The 17236-nt window shown below is 41.4% G+C and carries 22 protein-coding genes and 3 tRNA genes; 18 read left to right on the top strand and 7 right to left on the bottom strand.

From position 1 onward, the window contains the following. Positions 1-79: 79 nt before the first annotated feature. The 5 genes from FW757_RS18250 to FW757_RS18270 are packed head-to-tail and all read left to right on the top strand — an operon-like array spanning position 80 to position 4433. The gene (locus FW757_RS18250) at positions 80-1081 is read left to right on the top strand and encodes an FAD-dependent oxidoreductase (protein WP_446441544.1); all 1002 of its coding nucleotides are present in this window, start codon (positions 80-82) and stop codon (positions 1079-1081) included. 20 nt (positions 1082-1101) lie between these two features. Further along, positions 1102-1299 carry a sulfur carrier protein ThiS gene (gene thiS, locus FW757_RS18255; RefSeq protein WP_145234634.1) on the top strand — a complete coding sequence of 66 codons (198 nt, stop codon included), beginning with the start codon at positions 1102-1104 and terminating at the stop codon, positions 1297-1299. 1 nt (position 1300) lies between these two features. Beyond that, positions 1301-2098 (top strand): thiazole synthase, encoded by a 798-nt coding sequence (locus FW757_RS18260; RefSeq protein WP_145234637.1) that lies wholly within the window; start codon positions 1301-1303, stop codon positions 2096-2098. A 33-nt stretch (positions 2099-2131) separates the two neighbouring features. Then, a complete protein-coding gene (thiE, locus tag FW757_RS18265; protein WP_446441545.1) occupies positions 2132-3667 on the top strand; it encodes a thiamine phosphate synthase in 1536 nt (511 codons plus the stop codon). Then, the gene (locus FW757_RS18270; RefSeq protein ID WP_182732512.1) at positions 3660-4433 is read left to right on the top strand and encodes a HesA/MoeB/ThiF family protein; all 774 of its coding nucleotides are present in this window, start codon (positions 3660-3662) and stop codon (positions 4431-4433) included. The genes thiE and FW757_RS18270 overlap by 8 nt, the downstream gene beginning before the upstream one ends. 86 nt (positions 4434-4519) lie before the next feature. On the opposite strand, the gene asd is transcribed toward FW757_RS18270, so the two are convergent. Continuing rightward, positions 4520-5386, bottom strand: coding sequence for an archaetidylserine decarboxylase (asd, locus tag FW757_RS18275; protein ID WP_182718350.1), 867 nt, complete (start codon positions 5384-5386; stop codon positions 4520-4522). A gap of 18 nt (positions 5387-5404) precedes the next feature. Further along, entirely contained in the window at positions 5405-6463 is a 1059-nt protein-coding gene (gene rsgA / locus FW757_RS18280; RefSeq protein WP_145234644.1) for a small ribosomal subunit biogenesis GTPase RsgA, read from the bottom strand. A gap of 121 nt (positions 6464-6584) precedes the next feature. Between rsgA and orn the strand changes: the two genes are divergently transcribed. The 4 genes from orn to FW757_RS18300 all read left to right on the top strand — a co-directional run bounded on the left by orn (position 6585) and on the right by FW757_RS18300 (position 7813). Continuing rightward, positions 6585-7130: an oligoribonuclease gene (gene orn / locus FW757_RS18285; RefSeq protein WP_145234646.1), complete on the top strand. Its 546-nt coding sequence runs from the start codon at positions 6585-6587 to the stop codon at positions 7128-7130. 248 nt (positions 7131-7378) lie between these two features. Beyond that, positions 7379-7454, top strand: a tRNA-Gly gene (locus FW757_RS18290). A gap of 160 nt (positions 7455-7614) precedes the next feature. Continuing rightward, a tRNA-Gly gene (locus FW757_RS18295) sits at positions 7615-7690 on the top strand. 47 nt (positions 7691-7737) lie between these two features. Beyond that, positions 7738-7813 (top strand) — tRNA-Gly (locus FW757_RS18300). A gap of 184 nt (positions 7814-7997) precedes the next feature. On the opposite strand, the gene FW757_RS18305 is transcribed toward FW757_RS18300, so the two are convergent. From FW757_RS18305 to FW757_RS18315, 3 genes are all read right to left on the bottom strand, one after another. Continuing rightward, entirely contained in the window at positions 7998-8423 is a 426-nt protein-coding gene (locus FW757_RS18305) for a secondary thiamine-phosphate synthase enzyme YjbQ (protein WP_182798203.1), read from the bottom strand. Further along, positions 8420-8887 carry a chemotaxis protein CheX gene (locus FW757_RS18310; RefSeq protein ID WP_145234652.1) on the bottom strand — a complete coding sequence of 156 codons (468 nt, stop codon included), beginning with the start codon at positions 8885-8887 and terminating at the stop codon, positions 8420-8422. Before FW757_RS18310 ends, FW757_RS18305 begins: the two co-directional genes overlap by 4 nt. 80 nt (positions 8888-8967) lie before the next feature. Continuing rightward, the gene (locus tag FW757_RS18315; protein WP_145234655.1) at positions 8968-9402 is read right to left on the bottom strand and encodes a transcriptional repressor; all 435 of its coding nucleotides are present in this window, start codon (positions 9400-9402) and stop codon (positions 8968-8970) included. A 93-nt stretch (positions 9403-9495) separates the two neighbouring features. On the opposite strand from FW757_RS18315, the gene FW757_RS18320 reads away from it, so the two are divergent. The 9 genes from FW757_RS18320 to FW757_RS18360 all read left to right on the top strand — a co-directional run bounded on the left by FW757_RS18320 (position 9496) and on the right by FW757_RS18360 (position 15664). Next, on the top strand, positions 9496-10116 hold the full coding sequence (locus FW757_RS18320) for a MarC family protein (RefSeq protein ID WP_149983245.1): 621 nt from the start codon (positions 9496-9498) through the stop codon (positions 10114-10116). 104 nt (positions 10117-10220) lie between these two features. After that, complete coding sequence (locus FW757_RS18325) at positions 10221-10691, top strand: outer membrane lipoprotein-sorting protein (RefSeq protein ID WP_149983244.1); 471 nt, start codon at positions 10221-10223, stop codon at positions 10689-10691. Between the two features lie 175 nt (positions 10692-10866). Next, positions 10867-11826 (top strand): tRNA dihydrouridine(20/20a) synthase DusA, encoded by a 960-nt coding sequence (gene dusA / locus FW757_RS18330; RefSeq protein WP_220491376.1) that lies wholly within the window; start codon positions 10867-10869, stop codon positions 11824-11826. Positions 11827-12061: 235 nt separating this feature from the next. Continuing rightward, entirely contained in the window at positions 12062-12733 is a 672-nt protein-coding gene (locus FW757_RS18335) for a PspA/IM30 family protein (RefSeq protein WP_182718349.1), read from the top strand. Positions 12734-12744: 11 nt separating this feature from the next. Continuing rightward, complete coding sequence (locus FW757_RS18340) at positions 12745-12951, top strand: PspC domain-containing protein (RefSeq protein WP_149983241.1); 207 nt, start codon at positions 12745-12747, stop codon at positions 12949-12951. A 9-nt stretch (positions 12952-12960) separates the two neighbouring features. Continuing rightward, the gene (locus FW757_RS18345) at positions 12961-13284 is read left to right on the top strand and encodes a hypothetical protein (protein ID WP_145234667.1); all 324 of its coding nucleotides are present in this window, start codon (positions 12961-12963) and stop codon (positions 13282-13284) included. Between the two features lie 101 nt (positions 13285-13385). Then, positions 13386-13904 carry a copper chaperone PCu(A)C gene (locus tag FW757_RS18350; RefSeq protein WP_446441546.1) on the top strand — a complete coding sequence of 173 codons (519 nt, stop codon included), beginning with the start codon at positions 13386-13388 and terminating at the stop codon, positions 13902-13904. Between the two features lie 8 nt (positions 13905-13912). Continuing rightward, on the top strand, positions 13913-14899 hold the full coding sequence (locus FW757_RS18355) for a DUF2333 family protein (RefSeq protein WP_145234671.1): 987 nt from the start codon (positions 13913-13915) through the stop codon (positions 14897-14899). Between the two features lie 3 nt (positions 14900-14902). Next, a complete protein-coding gene (locus FW757_RS18360; RefSeq protein WP_149983237.1) occupies positions 14903-15664 on the top strand; it encodes a TIGR04219 family outer membrane beta-barrel protein in 762 nt (253 codons plus the stop codon). A 24-nt stretch (positions 15665-15688) separates the two neighbouring features. Here FW757_RS18360 and FW757_RS18365 read toward each other — a convergent pair whose 3' ends face one another. After that, positions 15689-16576 (bottom strand): TIGR03899 family protein, encoded by an 888-nt coding sequence (locus tag FW757_RS18365; protein WP_182718347.1) that lies wholly within the window; start codon positions 16574-16576, stop codon positions 15689-15691. Then, a complete protein-coding gene (locus FW757_RS18370) occupies positions 16545-17048 on the bottom strand; it encodes an SRPBCC family protein (protein ID WP_246175639.1) in 504 nt (167 codons plus the stop codon). The genes FW757_RS18365 and FW757_RS18370 overlap by 32 nt, the downstream gene beginning before the upstream one ends. Positions 17049-17236: the final 188 nt, after the last annotated feature.

The raw sequence follows: 17236 nt of genomic DNA on the forward strand, positions 1-17236 counted from the left end.
GTTAGCGAGTTAGAGAGTTGGCGAGTGAAAAGCTCGCTAACTTTACTCTTGTAGCTAGAAAACTGAATTAAGGATTCTCATGTCTTACAATATTGCGGTGGTGGGGTTTGGTTTAACGGGCCGTTTAACGGCGCTTGAGTTGAGTTTACAGCATCGGGTAACTGTTTATGAAGCGGGTGACGAACAAGCGCTTGATAGTGCAGGAAGAGTGGCAGCGGCGATGCTTGCACCACTGGCTGAATCTGTATTCTGCGAGCAAGACTTGGCCTTGATGGGGCTGGATTCAATAAAGCGTTGGCCGAGAATTTTAGCGCAACTTGATGAAGCGGTGTTTTTCCAACAGCAAGGCACACTTGTGGTTGCACACCAGCAAGATAAAGGTGACTTACAAAGTTTTATACTGCGTTTAAAGCCTTTAGCTGAACATCAAGGACATCAGTTAACAGGGGCACATATTGCTGAATTAGAGCCAGAGCTTACAGGGCGTTTTAACCAAGGTGTGTATTTACCTTGCGAAGGGCAAATTGATAATCAGGCTTTTTATCAAGCCAGTTTTAACACTCTAAAGCAGCGTAATGTGAGCTTTAAGTTTGCACAACAGGTTGATGTAACATCGCTAAATCTACAGCAATCGTTTGATTATATTATTGATTGCCGTGGCCTTGGCGCTAAAAGCGCAGCGTGTAAGCTACGCGGAGTGCGTGGTGAAGTAGTGCGTTTGTACGCCCCTGAGGTTAATTTAACGCGGCCAGTGCGGTTAATGCACCCGCGTTATCCTATTTATATTGCTCCGAAGCCAAATCATCAATACGTAATTGGCGCGACAGAAATTGAATCACAAGATAAGGGGGCTGCCACTGTGCGTTCGACTCTTGAGTTGTTGTCAGCAGCGTACACAGTACACAGTGGTTTTGCTGAGGCGCGAGTGTTGAATATTCAAACCGGCCTGCGTCCTGCATTTAGTGATAATCGCCCGCAGGTTTCCCAGCAGCAAAATGTGATCAGCATTAATGGCTTATATCGTCATGGTTATTTACTCGCACCGAGTTTAGTGGCCGATGCCATTGCACGGATAAAATAAGGCTTATTATGAAAGTAAGTATGAAAATAACAATTAATGGTCAACATTTTGAGTTAGCAGATAACGCCAATATAGCCCAAGGTTTGACGCAGTTTGCAGCAAAAGAGCCTTTTGCAGTGGCGCTTAATGGTCAATTTATACCGCGTAGTCAATGTGATACTACCTTACTTAACGAAGGCGATAGCATTGAATTACTGTCACCGATCCAAGGTGGCTAATATGAGTAGCGTAATATCAGATAGTTTCAGTATTTATGGTGAGCAGATCACTAGTCGGTTATTAATTGGCTCAGCACTTTATCCATCACCTGCGGTTATGGCCGATTCGATTGTTGCCTCTGGCGCGCAGATTGTTACTGTGTCATTACGACGTCAACAAAGTGCCGCCGCAGGAGATGACTTTTGGCAATTGATCAAAGATACGGGCTTAAAAATTCTACCCAATACAGCAGGCTGTCACAGTGTCAATGAAGCAATTACACTGGCACAAATGTGCCGCGAAGTGTTTGCTACCGATTGGATAAAACTTGAGTTGATTGGTGATGACTATAACCTGCAACCAGATCCATTTGCATTACTGGAAGCGACACAGATTTTATTAGCCGAAGGCTTTAAAGTATTACCTTATTGTACTGACGACTTAGTGTTATGTCAGCGTTTAGTTGATGCAGGGTGTGAAGTGCTGATGCCGTGGGGAGCGCCTATTGGCACAGGTAAGGGCTTGTTAAATAAATATAACTTAAAAACTATTCGGGAGCGCTTACCCGATACCACATTGATTGTTGATGCTGGCCTTGGCTTACCATCACACGCCTGCCAAGCGCTTGAATTAGGTTATGATGCGGTGTTATTGAATTCGGCTATTGCAGGGGCGGGCTGCCCTGTTACCATGAGTCATGCATTTAAAGCAGCCGTTGATGCGGGTCGTTTTGCTTACCGAGCGAAGGCGATGCCAGAAAAAGACGTCGCTGCGCCATCTACGCCCACTATGGGTATGCCATTTTGGCATCAACAGTAATAAATGAAGTAAAAAATTAGGAAATACGTAACTATGAATCATGTTGTTTGGACAATTGCTGGCTCTGACTCTGGCGGTGGTGCAGGTATTCAGGCGGATATTAAAGCGATGCAAAGTTTTGGCGTCCATGGTTGTACAGCGATCACCGCATTGACTGCGCAAAACAGCCTAGGCGTTGAAGCACTTAACCCGATTTCAACCGATGTTATTGAGTCGCAATTACTCGCCCTTGAAAGCGACATGAAAGCCCGTGTTATTAAAATTGGTATGCTTGCCAATGTGCAGCAAATTCAATTGATCAGTGAGCATCTAAAACATTATAAAGCCACTTGGCCGGTTGCGCCTTTGGTTGTATATGATCCGGTGGCCATTGCTAGCAGTGGTGACTTACTGACAGAAGAAGATACCGTTAGCGCAATTAAAGAATGCTTATTGCCGCTGGTGGATGTGATCACTCCGAATACCCATGAAACGCAGTTGCTCACTGGGATATATTTAATTGGTCCCAGTGCTGTAAAAGAAGCGGCGGCTAAGCTGCAAAGCTGGGGCGCAACAGCGGTGCTGATCAAAGGTGGCCATTGGGATTATCCAAGCGGATATTGCATTGATTACTGCAGTGATGCCAGCTCTTATGGCAGTAATGAATATTGGCTTGGTAACGAAAAAATTCAAACGCCGCACAGCCATGGTACCGGTTGTAGTATGGCGTCAGTGATTGCAGCGTGTTTAGCGAAAGGTTACCCGCTTAAAGATGCCTTTATTTTAGCCAAAGCCTATATAAATCAAGGCTTAAAAGCTGCGGTTCGTTATGGTGAAGGAATTGGCCCTGTGGCACAAACGAGCTTTCCCGATAATCTTGATGATTACCCACAAGTCATTGAAGCGGGTAGTTGGCTGGGTGATGAGCTGGATTTTGAACAACCAAACGAATTTACTATGGCGGCAGGTTTTACTGAGTGTGAAAACAAACAGCTTGGTTTATATGCAGTGGTTGATAGTCTCGATTGGTTAGAAAAGTGTTTAGCGCAAGGCGTTAAAACTGTACAACTTAGAATGAAAAACGCCAGCGAAGAAGAGCTTGAACACGCTATTGCTGCGGCGGTCACACTTGGTAAAAAGTACGATGGCAATGTGTATATCAACGATCATTGGCAGCTGGCAATCAAACATGGCGCTTATGGTGTGCATTTAGGTCAAGAAGATTTACTTGAGGCTAATCTGGTGGCCATTAAAGAGTCGGGCATGCGTTTGGGGATTTCGACCCATGGTTTTTATGAAATGCTGCGCGCTCATAATTACCGCCCGAGTTATATGGCGTTTGGCGCTATTTACCCAACCACGACCAAAGATATGACAGGGCAAATTCAAGGGCTTGAAAAGTTAAAGCATTTTGTGCCGTTAATGAGTGATTACCCAACGGTAGCTATTGGTGGCATTGATTTAGCACGAGCGGGCGAGGTTGCTGCAACCGGTGTTGGCAGTGTAGCTGTTGTTAGGGCTATTAGTGAGGCCAGTGACTATCAACAGGCGATTGCCGATTTACAAATGGTTATTAATAGCAATGAGTGAGGCAATAAAAGGATCTTTATCTGACAAAGAGCAGTTACGTTACAGTCGTCATTTAATGCTTAAAGAAGTCGGCTTTGAAGGGCAATTAAAGCTCAAAGCCGCTCACGTTGTGGTAATTGGAGCGGGGGGGTTAGGCAGCCCCGCATTACTGTATTTAGCTGCGGCTGGCATTGGCGAATTAAGCTTGCTAGATGATGATAAGGTTGAGCTTTCAAATTTACAGCGCCAAGTGCTCTATAAAGTAAATCATTTAGGGCAAGATAAGGTCAGCGCTGCGGGCAAAGTATTAAGCAGCTTAAATAATCAAATCAAGATCAACACAGTAAGTGCAAAACTAACCACTGAAAATGCTGAACAAGTTTTTACTGGCGCAACCTTAGTACTTGATTGCAGCGATAACTTCAGCACTCGCTATGTAGTAAACCAGCAATGCTTGGCACTGGGTATTCCACTGGTGTCGGGGGCGGCAATAGCGAGTGAAGGGCAGTTGATGTGTTTCGATTTTCGCCAGCCACAGAGCCCTTGTTACGGGTGTATATTTGGAGCACAACCGCAACAGCAAGCGCTTAATTGCAGTAACGCGGGCGTGCTTAGTCCGTTGTTAGGTGTTATTGGCTCGATGCAAGCACTGTTGGCAGTTAATATCTTGCTGGGCCATCATCAAGGCAGTCAGTTTATTCGTTTTGATGGGCTAAGTTTAGCGCAGCAGCAGTTTAAATTAACTAAAGCGCCCGAATGTACTGAGTGTGCTGGGGAAAGAGCTTAAATAAAAAACGCGGCATGACTGCATTAGTCAGTCCGCGTTTTTAATTAAAATGAGTTATAACTTAATTATTAATTAGGTATTAATCATCAATCATCAATTTTAGCAAACGGTGTGCCCATGCGAGTCACTGTGCCTGGTTTTTGATCATCAAAGATATCTGCTTTATTAGCACCCCAGGCTAAAATAACCGTGGAGCCTAATTTAAAGCGACCCATCTCTTCACCCTTTTTCAAGGTAATTGCATTTTCACCTGAGGTTTTGTAGTTCCAGCTAAATACATCTTTACCTGCTGGTGGTGTAACTGTACCTGCCCAAATAGTTTCGATACTGGCAACAATTGTTGCACCCACTAATACCATGGCAAGCGGGCCAATTTCAGTCTCAAAAATGGCTACTACGCGTTCGTTACGAGCGAATAGGTTAGGTACATTTTGCGCGGTAAGTGGGTTTACTGAAAATAAATCACCGGGGACGTAAATCATTTTACTCAAGGTGCCATCAATCGGCATATGAATACGATGATAATCTTTTGGCGCTAAGTAAATCGTTGCAAAGTCGCCGCCTAAAAAAGGCGCTGTATCTTGCTCTGAGCCGCCAAGTAAAGCTTGTAAGCTATAGCCATGTCCTTTGGCTTGAATAAGCTGGCCTTCAACAATTGGGCCTAGTTGACTGATGGCACCATCTACAGGATGAGTAATGATGTCATCTTCAGTGGTTAATGGCCGAACGCCTTCTTTTAAAGGACGAGTAAAAAACTCATTAAACGTTTTATAGTGAGCTGGGTCGCTATATTGCGCTTCATTCATATCAATTTTATATTGTTTAATAAACAATTTAATTAAAGTAGTTGTTAGTGCGCCTGCTTTAGCTGCAGCTAACTTGCCTACCATACGGGATACAAAATGTTTTGGCATTGCGTACTGCATTGCGATTTTGAATTTGTCTAAACTCACAAGTTTTTTCCTAAAAAATTATACGCGTGGAGCACGAGCACCCGCTCGGCCATCGGCCATTGTTTCTAAAATTCTATGGTAGCTATCAAAACGTAGCTGTGAAATATCACCATCATCGATTGCTTGGCGAATTATACAGCCCGGATCATTTAAATGCTTACAGTCTCTAAAGCGGCAACCGCCAATAAACTTGCGAAACTCTTTAAAGCACCAAGTAACGCGCTCTACATCTAAATGCCACAAGCCAAATTCACGAATACCAGGGGAATCAATTAAGTTACCGCCTGAAGGTAAGTGATGAAGTCGTGACACGGTTGTTGTGTGTTGGCCAAGGCCACTATTTTCAGAGACCTCTTTGGTCAGTATTTCAGCATCAGGTAAAACAGTGTTAACTAAAGTTGATTTACCCACACCACTTTGACCAACAAAAATACTATTTTTATCAATTAAGGTTTCTTTGAGTGCATCAATACCGTAACCGGTTTTATTACTGACTAGTAATACTTGATAATCAAGTGACCTATAAATATCCAGAATTTTATTGATGTTAGCAAGCCCAGGCTCATCAATTAAATCTATTTTATTGAGCACTAAAATAGGCTCAATGCCCATATCTTCGCAAGCAATTAAATAGCGGTCGATAATACTGGGGGTAAACTCTGGTAGTACCGCAGAGACCATCAAAATCTGGTCAATGTTGGCGGCTATGACTTTTACACCGTCGTAAAAATCAGGGCGAGTAAGTTGCGAGCGCCGTTCATGCATCGCTTCTATAACGCCAGCTAAATCACCTTCGCTGACTTTTGCGCGGCGAAATTGCACTTCGTCTCCGCAAACAATACCTTTAACGGTACGGCGAATATTGCAGCGCAAAACATCTCCGTTATCAGTTTCAATATCGGCATGTTGACCAAACCGACTGATCACCACGGCATTTTCAGGCGCACCTAAATTGTCAGTTTGCCATTGCTCAACCTTGTTAGTGGTTGGCGCAGAATCTGCATTAGACAAGCGTTTTTGGTGATTGGCCTTAATCCTACGGGATTGACCTTTACTTAATTTCTTCTGTTTTGCCACTTTTGGCCCATAACTTAGTTAAATGTCGTGCTTTTTGAAAAAAAAGCTTTAGGTCGACTGATGATACTAATATGATATATCTAAATGCGTTAGATCTAAAGGAAAGCACCGCAAGGTAATTATGTCTTTTCATAAATCAAATCTGATTTGGCTCGACCTCGAAATGACAGGTCTTGAACCAAGTACAGACAAAATACTCGAAATCGCCACGGTTGTCACCGACAGTGCGTTAAACATCTTGGCTGAAGGGCCAACTATTGCTATTCATCAAAGTGATGAATTGCTTGATGGTATGGATGAATGGTGTACTAAGCAACATGGTCAGTCAGGGTTAACTGCACGCTGTAAAGCGAGCACATTCACAGAGCAAGATGCTGTTGAACAAACTTTGGCATTTTTAAAGCAGTGGGTTCCTGCAGGCGCTTCGCCTATGTGTGGTAATTCAATAGGCCAAGATAGACGCTTTATGAATAAATATATGCGTGAACTGGAAGATTACTTCCACTATCGTAATTTAGACGTAAGCACTATCAAAGAACTAGCACGACGCTGGAAACCAGAAGTTTTAGCACAAGTGCACAAAAAAGGTTCACACCTTGCTCTTGATGATATCAAAGATTCCATCATGGAATTAAAAGTCTACCAAGAAAAATTCTTTAATTTGTAAAAAACACTTGCAAACACATCGGATTATTGTAGAATCCTGCCCCGCTTAAGACGATAACCCCCGCGGGGTTAGTGTGCTTGAGCAATTTGAATGCGGCACTAGCTCAGTTGCCAGAACGTTTACCGCGACTTGTCGCGGACCAACGGACAAATTACTGACAATTTTGAAATGCGGCACTAGCTCAGTTGCCAGAACGTTTACCGCGACTTGTCGCGCACCAACGGACAAATTACTGACAATTTTGAAATGCGGCACTAGCTCAGTTGGTAGAGCGCGACCTTGCCAAGGTCGAGGTCACGAGTTCGAGCCTCGTGTGCCGCTCCAATTTCTCACCAAAGAAATTGCAGCAAGTTTCAAATTAAAAGCTATAAACTTTTTTAGAACCTAGAAGCTAAAAATTATAATGCGGCACTAGCTCAGTTGCCAGAACGTTTTACCGCGACTTGTCGCGCACCAACGGACAAATTACTGACTATTTTGAAATGCGGCACTAGCTCAGTTGGTAGAGCGCGACCTTGCCAAGGTCGAGGTCACGAGTTCGAGCCTCGTGTGCCGCTCCAATTTCTAACCAAAGAAATTGGAGTAATTTTAAAGTGAAAAATATTATGCGGTACTAGCTCAGTTGGTAGAGCGCGACCTTGCCAAGGTCGAGGTCACGAGTTCGAGCCTCGTGTACCGCTCCAATCTCTTTAAGCAATCTAAAATAAAATATGCCAAGGTCGCACTAAATCATAAGCAGTTCGAGCCTCGTGTACCGCTCCAATCTCTTAAAAATGAATACCCACCCAAATTTGATTGACAAGCAGTTATTGCTTAAAGCACATATCCAATTTATTTGGTACTTCAATTTAAATTAAATAGTTTTATTTAAACTTGCCCTTGCAGCGTTGCAATAATACGTCTTGCGCCGCCATGATCACGATGTTCGCCTAAGTAGATCCCTTGCCATGTACCAAGCTGTAAACGTCCTTGGCTAATTGGAATCGTTAGTTCGCAGCCTAAGGTACTCGTTTTTATATGCGCAGGCATATCATCATCACCTTCGTAATCATGACGATAATAAGGTTGGCGCTCGGGAACAAATTTATTGAAGTGACTTTCCATATCCATACGTACTGTCGGATCGGCACTTTCATTAATCGTTAAGCTGGCTGAAGTATGCTGTATGAAAAGGTGTAATAAGCCAATTTGGTAATCGGAAATCTCAGGGAGTTGGCTGAGTATTTCGCTATCAATAATATGAAAGCCTCGAGAGCGAGGCTTTAAAAGTAGTTGTTTTTGCAACCAGCTCATATTTTATCGAAACTAACTTCAATATTGGCATTACCGGCATCAGAGGTAAATGGGATTAATATTTTTGCCCCTTCACTTTTATGAGTTATGGTATGGCCTTTACCAGACACAACGATTGGTGTAGCCATATTAAAGTCATAGCCTTTTTCACCAAGTAGATTTTTTGCCCCACCAGTGACCATATTGGTAATTTCACCAACCATATCGGTTACTTCTTCATTGATCGAATCAGGGCGTTCACCTAGCATTCTTTCCATAATAGTCAAGGCAAGGCTCTCATCAAAAGTGATCGAAAATGAACCTTTAGTTTGCGGTCCTACCATGCCAATTAATCCCGAAACGTCGCCACAGGCAACTTCATCTTTTTTTATTTTCGGCTTACCCGGTTTTAGTTCGGTTTGCGCCATTGTGCTGAGCACATTTAATAAAGATGATAAAAAAGGATTGATGAACTCTACATTCATTATTGTTTATCCCTCGAATTTAGCAGTTTAACTGCGGTTATACGTTAAAGTGTAGTGAGTTATTTTAGCTCTGCACTTAATTATTCTTTACAATTTCCACATCTACCATGGGCTTCAATAGTTTGCCCCGATACGACGAAACCACTCTCAGCAGCAAGACTATTAAGTTCATGCGAAATCACGCTAGAGTGCAGCTCTTTGACAAAACCACAACTGTCGCATATCAACAGTTGTACAGGGTGGATATGATCAAAATGATGACACAACATAAATGCGTTAGTACTTTCAATTTTGTGAATAAAACCTAATTCAGCTAAAAAGTCTAAGGCACGGTAAATTGTGGCTGGTTTTGCTCCTGATTCAGTGAGTTTTAGTTGCTCTAATAAATCATAAGCGCCCACTCCGCCTTGCGCACTTGCTAATAGGCGAAATACTTTTTCACGAATTGGAGTGAATCGCGCACCGCGATTGTCACACACTTGTTTGGCTTTACTAACGAGTGATTCTATTTTCATCTTCTCTTATCCTTACGCTACCGTGCTATACTAACATACTGTATTGTAGTTGCAGCGTTTTTATTAGACAGTTTTATTCTAGGAAGGCTAACAATGAATGAATTATTAGCGGTATTTATTTTCTTTTTTGCGGTTATCGATCCAATCGGTACTGTGCCTGTTTTTATAGCCTTAACACGCGGAGATAGTGACAAATTCAAACGTAAAGTCGCGTTGAAAGCTGTTCTGGTGTCTGCTGGGGTATTATTGTTTTTTGTTGTCGCTGGGGAGCTGCTTTTAAATGCTATTAATATCCCCTTGTCAGCGTTTCAAATCGCAGGTGGTATCGTGTTATTGCTGTTCGCTTTGTCGATGATTTTTGGTGAAAGTAAACCAGAAATGGAAATTAAAAGTGTACGTGATAGCACTGAAACGGCCATTTTCCCTTTAGCTATCCCATCAATCGCCAGTCCAGGCGCGATGCTTGGCGCTGTTTTGATGACTCGTAATACTGAATACACGTGGGTTGAGCAGTTAATTACTTCATCAATGATGTTAGCTGTTCTTACTGTGGTACTTGTGCTTTTACTGTTGGCAACCCATGTTCACAAATTAATTGGTGATAGCGGTGCGAGTATCGTTAGCCGGATCATGGGTTTGATCCTTTCATCAGTTGCCGTGACAAATATACTCGACGGGATAGCCCATTATTTTGGCTTACAAGTATTCATATAAAGGCTGTGTAGCGCTGTTAAAAAACTATTGTCATATAAAATTTTGAATTATTGCTTAGAATTATCTAGATTAAATATAACGTAATAAAATTTAAGGAATGAAAAATGTTATTAAAAAAGATTATTTTATGCGGTTTTCTCGCTTTAGGATTAACGGCTTGCGTTGAACCGCCTCCAAGCGAAATGAAGGTTATTCAAGTTACTGACTATGATTTTAGTCATAATGACAATCATGCCGTTACCGTATATTTCGGTCATACGGGAGGAGATCATTACACCGTTACTTTATTACGAGACGAAATTAAAGAGGGAGTGTTTATTGAATCTTCCGCTAAAAATGCGCCTAATTTAGTGTTTGATGCCAGTTGGGCTGGTGAATATTATGTGCAGTCAGCTAAGCATGATACTCATTCATCTTTAAAAATACTTGAGCTAAATAGCGAAGCTAAAGTTGCTAAATTTGAAGTCGCAGCACGTTTGGTTAACCCCAAGCAAAAAAATGATTATATAAGCTTAGAAAAAACCACTATTACAGTGCAAGGCCAGCAATTTGATAATCTAACAAAATCGTTTTAAGTATATTATCTAAAGCGCAGCATACATTTTTGTTGCTGCGTTAAACAACTCAATCTCTGCTACCGACAAACAACAACTTGCTTACGATTGAAGCTCGGCTTTGATTTGTGTAAAATATAGCGCCTTCCAATGAGGGAATAACCCTTATACTTATATATCATCTGAGGATTTTACTTTGAATAGACGTTTTTCTGTGGCACCCATGCTCGATTGGACAGACCGCCATTGCCGTACTTTTCATCGTAAAATGACCAAGCATGCGGTGCTTTACACCGAAATGGTAACAACCGGTGCAATTTTATTTGGGCGTGGTGATTATCTACACTTTAATACACATGAAAACCCCGTTGCTTTGCAATTAGGTGGCTCTGATCCTGAAGCTTTGGCAAAGTGTGCAAAACTGGCTGCTGAACGTGGTTATGATGAAGTAAACCTAAATGTTGGTTGCCCTTCGGATCGAGTGCAAAATGGCCGCTTTGGTGCGTGTTTAATGGGCGAGCCGCAGCTTGTTGCTGATTGTATTGCAGCAATGAAGGCGGAGGTTACTATTCCTGTTACGGTGAAAACACGCATTGGTATTGATGAGCAGGATTCATATGAGTTTTTATGTGCGCTGATCGAAGCGAGTCATAAGGTTGGCTGTGATGACTTTATTATTCACGCCCGTAAAGCATGGCTAAAGGGATTAAGTCCGAAAGAAAACCGTGAAGTTCCACCACTTGATTATCCGCGTGTTTATCAACTGAAAAAAGATTACCCACAGCTTGATTTAAGCTTAAATGGTGGGGTTAATACCATCGCTGATAGTGTTGCTCATTTAGCGCATCTTGATGGCGTTATGATCGGTCGTGAAGCGTATAGTAATCCATTTATATTAAGTGAAGTGGACGAGAAAATTTACGGTGATACTGCGTGTACATTATCGCGTCATGACGTGGTGCGTTCAATGTATGGTTATATTGAAGATGAAATGCGCCAAGGCGCTAACTTTTGGCATATAGCTCGCCATATGTTGGGTATTTTCCAAGGCCAACCAGGGGCGCGAGGATTTAGACGTCATTTATCTGAAAACGGCCATGGTAAGCAAGCAGATTTATCAGTGATGGATAAAGCATTAAGTTTTGTGCCTGAATAGCTGAAATTTTAATCTTGGAAGCCACTTTTTAGTGGCTTTTTTTGATCCTAAAATTTAGTCAAAATATCACTTTTTTAGTTAATTTAACGTATTTTAATTCAGCTAAACGTCACTTTTAAATTGATGTTATCTTTCTATCCTATTGTTATTTATTGTTTTAGTTGTTTTTCTAACGACATGGCATAAGTCTTGGAATCTCCTTGGTGTAATCACCCATAATCAACAGGAGAAAATCATGGGCCTAATGAATCGTGTTAATGATCTAATTCAATCAAACTTGGTCGCTGTGCTTGATAAGGCAGAGGATCCAGCAAAACTACTTAATTTACTTATTATCGAGATGCAACAAGCTCTGAATGAGTGTCGTACTACTACTGCAGCGATTTTGTGTGAAGAAAAAGCATTGAAACGCCAGCAAAGTGATAAGTTAACATCCATAGCACAATGGCAAGAAAAAGCCGAAATAGCCGTTAGTAAAGGCCGAGATGATTTAGCCACAGCCGCATTAAAAGAAAAGCAGCGTGTAGTCGCTGATATGGCAGCTGTTGAACCTGAGCTCGTTAAATTAACCGATTCATTGGCCAAGTTAGCTGACGATGCACAGCGTTTACAAGACAAACTTAGTGCTGCCAAAGCAAAGCGGCAGAGCTTAACTCAGGTGCATAGTGTTTTAAATGCACGAGTACGAGTTAATCAGCAGTTACATAGCGATAAAGTGGCACATGCACTGTCGCGTTTTGATGTGATTGAGCGCCGAGTTGAGTCAATTGAATCACAAGTGGAAGCATACGAAATGGCTGCAGCTAATCAATCAGACACGGCAACGCAAATTGATGCGCTTGTAAAAGACGAAGCCTTGGATAAAGAGCTTGCAGCACTTAAAGCTAAAGTAAAACAGTCGGCTTAGGAGTTATAAAAATGAATACATTTAATAACAATACTCAATGGTGTAAAGATCCATTAAATAAAAAAATATCGGGAGTATGTAGTGGCTTAGCGCGTCGGTTTGACTTTCCGATTTGGGCAACTCGATTAGCAACTATTGTACTGTTTATTCAGTTCCCACTGTTTATTGGTGCGGGTTATTTAATTGCACATTGTTGTTTAGACAACAAGGTTTATTAGGAGAGCGCCATGAAAATTATTGCACTGTGTCTACTAGCAGCATTGTTTATCGCTTCTAGTCCATTTGAGATAATGCAGTTTGACTCATGGCAGCTCCCTTTGTGGATTGCTGACTTGAGTTGGGTTGGCATTGAACTATTTGGTGCATTAGTCGCTGTGGTGGTCGTTATTGCCATTATTGCGCTGGTTAGTGTTGGTTTGATTGGCGCAGGTCTAATAATAGGAGTCGGCGTGATGCTGGCTTTGTTGTTTGGTTCTGTGATGATCGCATGGCCGCTACTGCTGATTGTTTTTCTGTGTTGGTTAGTCGCGGATAATAAAAAGGTGGCATAGCTTGCCACACAGAGGTTACCTTAAATGCTAATTTAGCTGACTATTTTTTCGCAAATATGCTAAATTTAGCACTTAAAGTGATTATTATAACAAGGATCGAAATGACTCTTAAGCCATTACTAACTATCTTCACAGCGGCTTTTTTAGCTGTAAGCCTATACTCTCCAGTGATATTTGCCCATGCAGAGCATCAACATGATACAGCAAGTAATATTGTAGTTAGCAATGCCCAAGTAAGGATTTTTTTACCTGGCAGTCAATCCAGTGTTGGTTATTTAACGCTTGTTAATCATGGTGATGCAGCAGTGACATTAACTAAGGCTAGCCTTGAGAGCCTAGGACGAGTTGAAGTACATGAACATCAGCATGTTAATGGTATGATGAAAATGCAAAAAGTAGATGGGTTAGAGATCAAAGCACATCAACAGCTAGATTTTAAGCCAGGTAGTTATCATTTAATGGTTTTTGAACCAAAAGAGCCGTTAAAAATAGGGCAAGAACTCAAACTCACGCTATATTTTAGCAATGGAGATCGTGTATTTACTCAAGCTACCGTGGTTTCATTAGAAAGCCAAGTTGAGCAAGTATCACTATCTGAACAGCACCATACACATCACTAGGAGATTAAATGTCACAACATAAAGGGAAAATTATAGCAGGGCTAATATTAGTTTTTATTTTATTTTATGCCGTATCTGTGTATTGGAGTGTTGAGCCAAGCCGCGTAAATGTGATCACGCAAGCTAAACAGGATGCGCAGCAGCGTGGCGAAAAACTAGTAACAGGTTACACAACAACTACGGCTTTGATTAATGTTGCCAGCACATTATTGAATAAACCTGGTGGCTATTTATCAAATGATGTAATACCTCCGAGTATTCTTATGGATAATATGCCTGCTTGGGAATATGGCGCATTAGAAATGACGCGCGATTTGGCGCTATCAATGCGTAAAGACTTTAGCCGTTCTCAGTCGCAATCGACCGAACATGAAGCTCTAAAAAAAGCCCAGCCCCAATTTAATATTAGTTCAGAAGCATGGGCGTGGCCAAGTGCCGAGAGTGAATACCAAAAAGGCATTGATTTATTAATCGTGTATCGTACTCAAATAGCTGACCAAAACAGTCGTGACAGTCAGTTTTACGCGCGGGCAGACAACCTACGAGGCTGGTTAAAAGAAGCCGAAAAACGCCTTGGTAGTTTAAGTCAGCGGTTAAGTGCCAGCGTTGGTCAAGATCGGTTAAATACTGATTTAGCTGGTGACAAAGAAGCACACCAAGCGACTTATGCACCATTACAAAATCAGATAAAAACCTCTTGGTGGGAAATTGATGATGTGTTTTATGAATCACGCGGTGCAACTTGGGCTTTATTACATTTTTTGCAAGCGGTAGAATATGACTTTGCTGATGTATTAGAGAAAAAGAATGCACGTGTGAGCTTACAACAAATTATACGTGAGCTTGAAGCAACCCAAGAGACTGTTTGGAGTCCGGTGATTTTAAATGGTAATGGTTTTGGTTTTGTTGCTAATCACTCATTAGTAATGGCAAATTATATTTCACGAGCCAATGCGGCTCTTATTGAACTTAGCGAACTTTTAGCGCAAGGATAACACATGAAAAAGTACTGTTTAGCCGCTGCCCTTTCGATGGCATTTTTGGCTCCAGCGGCTCACGCTGACACTCTATTAGGTTTATATGTTGGTGTTGATGGCTGGCAATCTGATAATTCAGGTAGCTTTTCTGATAGCGGTAATATGCAAGACTTTAATTTTGAAGATGAAACCTTCATTAGCTACTACGCAGCGCTTGAGCATCCAATTCCATTAGTGCCAAATATTAAGTTAAAGTATACCGAGCTTGAGTTAAATGGCTCAACCTTGCTTAATGAGACGTTTGAGTTTGGTGGCACTTCATTTACAACCAATACCACTGCAACTACGGTCAGCGACTTATCACACATTGATTATATTTTATATTATGAGATATTTGATAATGACTTGTTGTCTATCGACTTAGGTGTAAATGCTAAGCAGTTTGATGGCGATATTGTTGTTACCGGTACTGCCAATGGCACAACAACAACAGAAACTGTGGATTTTTCTGGTTTTGTACCATTAGTGTATGGTCGTGCTGAAGTAGGCTTACCGTTAACGGGTTTAAGCGTCTTCTTTGAAGGCAGCTTACTTGCTATCGATGATAGCAAAGTACAAGACTACCAAGCGGGTATTGCATGGGCTTTGCTTGATAACTTAGCGGTAGATTTAGATATCAAAGCGGGTTACCGTAAAATGACGCTAGAGCTTGATGATATTGATAATCTATATACTAATATTGATGCATCAGGTCCATTTGCCGGCATACAAATTCACTTCTAATTTGTGTGCTTTGGCGTGGTACCGTTATTTAATTGCGTGCCACGCTACTTCAAACTCTTCTTCAAGTGCACTGTTTAACAAGTGCTTATAGGCCTTATTAACTGGCGTGTTAATCAATTTTCTAAGTTCATCACCCGTTTGCGTAAATTTATAGTAACTGAGCACTAAATCGTTATTTTTTGGTTTGAGTGCAATCCGTTGGGTTAAAAATGTCAGATTCATTTCTTGGCCCGCCTTAAGTGCTGCGGATTCAATTTCTTTACGGTAGATTAGGCCGATATCCATCAAAGTTAATACATCAGGAAAGCTGATCCCAGCTTTACCTAAGTTAAACGACACTTTATTGCCTTTGCGTAGCAAATCAAATAGCGAAGGTTTTTTATAAAAGCCTAATAAAATTAAATGGCTATTATCTTTTTCATTATAGCCACAAATCGCGGTACATTTTTGTAATGCATCCGCTTCGCGCTGGGTCATTTGCTTAAGTGTTTGTAAGCTTTTAATTGAAAATGTTCCCGGTGATACCGTTTCTCCCGCTAAAATTTTTGCCCACAGCTTTTGCATTGATTCGTTTGAAGTATCTTCACATAGTGCAATAAAGCGTTCGACCCAATCACTGTCAGGTTGCCCTTTACTAGTTACGTCAGGGCAAAAATCCATTGCCATGGCCATAATCGCTTCAATATTGTGTTGTTGTTTGATAAGGAGCAATTGTTGGCGATGTTGGGCTCTATTGAGTGTTGAGTTATCACTATTGACTTGATAGGGCAGTTTACTTTGCCCTTGTGGGCCATAACTATCATCACTGGTACTGGTAAGGCGAGTCGAACTGGTTTTACTCATCGAGTAACCTAGCTTAGTTTCAATTATATGAGCAAGGTTAATTTTTGCTTGGGCTGTTTGAATCGTCATCGATCTTCTCGCTGTGTGGGGCTATTTGCAGCTGTGCAGTAGTTTTTAAATTATTAAGTCCAAGTTTCACCGTATTTGCCAAAATATATTGGCTAAATAGCGCCAAGTAACCACCTAAAATTGAAGTAGTAACTTCGCCATCTAGTGAGCATGTCACTTGATTACCATTAGCTAGTGGTGAAAAAGAGACCACACCTGTAACAATATGCTCTTCATTAAAGAGAATATTAAAATTGATTTTAGTGCTGCTTATATTGGTAATCGTCATTTCACCAAATCCCCAGCTACTTTGCCAAAATTGATGAGCACCAACGCCAGAGCTCGGCTCTCCAAGCGTGAAAACAATACTCGGATCTACTTTTTGCCAAGGTGACCAGCTAGACCACTTGGTAAAATCACTAAGTAACGGGGTGATATCTGTTTGCGGAGCATGAATTTCAATGCTCTTTTGTACTTGGTATTGCTGTGGCAATAGCAGCCCAATTACCAAAAGAATTAAAGTAATCAGAAAAATAAATTTAGTAATTCTGGGTAAAATATTAATGGCTGTTCCTTAAATTATAAATTCCACTGTCGCACAGCAAGCTGCTGAATATCGACTATAATCTGTAAATCAATATTCATTAATCATCGACATTAATACTGTATCATAAGTTAAAT

This window comes from Pseudoalteromonas sp. 1181_04, assembly GCF_052850545.1.

Bases quoted from the DNA above. Each gene is read 5' to 3' on its own strand.
- FW757_RS18250 (WP_446441544.1), top strand. From the start codon at position 80: ATGTCTTACAATATTGCGGTGGTGGGGTTTGGTTTAACGGGCCGTTTA.
- thiS (WP_145234634.1), top strand. From the start codon at position 1,102: ATGAAAATAACAATTAATGGTCAACATTTTGAGTTAGCAGATAACGCC.
- FW757_RS18260 (WP_145234637.1), top strand. From the start codon at position 1,301: ATGAGTAGCGTAATATCAGATAGTTTCAGTATTTATGGTGAGCAGATC.
- thiE (WP_446441545.1), top strand. From the start codon at position 2,132: ATGAATCATGTTGTTTGGACAATTGCTGGCTCTGACTCTGGCGGTGGT.
- FW757_RS18270 (WP_182732512.1), top strand. From the start codon at position 3,660: ATGAGTGAGGCAATAAAAGGATCTTTATCTGACAAAGAGCAGTTACGT.
- orn (WP_145234646.1), top strand. From the start codon at position 6,585: ATGTCTTTTCATAAATCAAATCTGATTTGGCTCGACCTCGAAATGACA.
- FW757_RS18305 (WP_182798203.1), bottom strand. From the start codon at position 8,423: ATGAGCTGGTTGCAAAAACAACTACTTTTAAAGCCTCGCTCTCGAGGC.
- FW757_RS18310 (WP_145234652.1), bottom strand. From the start codon at position 8,887: ATGAATGTAGAGTTCATCAATCCTTTTTTATCATCTTTATTAAATGTG.
- FW757_RS18315 (WP_145234655.1), bottom strand. From the start codon at position 9,402: ATGAAAATAGAATCACTCGTTAGTAAAGCCAAACAAGTGTGTGACAAT.
- FW757_RS18320 (WP_149983245.1), top strand. From the start codon at position 9,496: ATGAATGAATTATTAGCGGTATTTATTTTCTTTTTTGCGGTTATCGAT.
- FW757_RS18325 (WP_149983244.1), top strand. From the start codon at position 10,221: ATGTTATTAAAAAAGATTATTTTATGCGGTTTTCTCGCTTTAGGATTA.
- FW757_RS18335 (WP_182718349.1), top strand. From the start codon at position 12,062: ATGGGCCTAATGAATCGTGTTAATGATCTAATTCAATCAAACTTGGTC.
- FW757_RS18340 (WP_149983241.1), top strand. From the start codon at position 12,745: ATGAATACATTTAATAACAATACTCAATGGTGTAAAGATCCATTAAAT.
- FW757_RS18345 (WP_145234667.1), top strand. From the start codon at position 12,961: ATGAAAATTATTGCACTGTGTCTACTAGCAGCATTGTTTATCGCTTCT.
- FW757_RS18350 (WP_446441546.1), top strand. From the start codon at position 13,386: ATGACTCTTAAGCCATTACTAACTATCTTCACAGCGGCTTTTTTAGCT.
- FW757_RS18355 (WP_145234671.1), top strand. From the start codon at position 13,913: ATGTCACAACATAAAGGGAAAATTATAGCAGGGCTAATATTAGTTTTT.
- FW757_RS18360 (WP_149983237.1), top strand. From the start codon at position 14,903: ATGAAAAAGTACTGTTTAGCCGCTGCCCTTTCGATGGCATTTTTGGCT.
- FW757_RS18365 (WP_182718347.1), bottom strand. From the start codon at position 16,576: ATGACGATTCAAACAGCCCAAGCAAAAATTAACCTTGCTCATATAATT.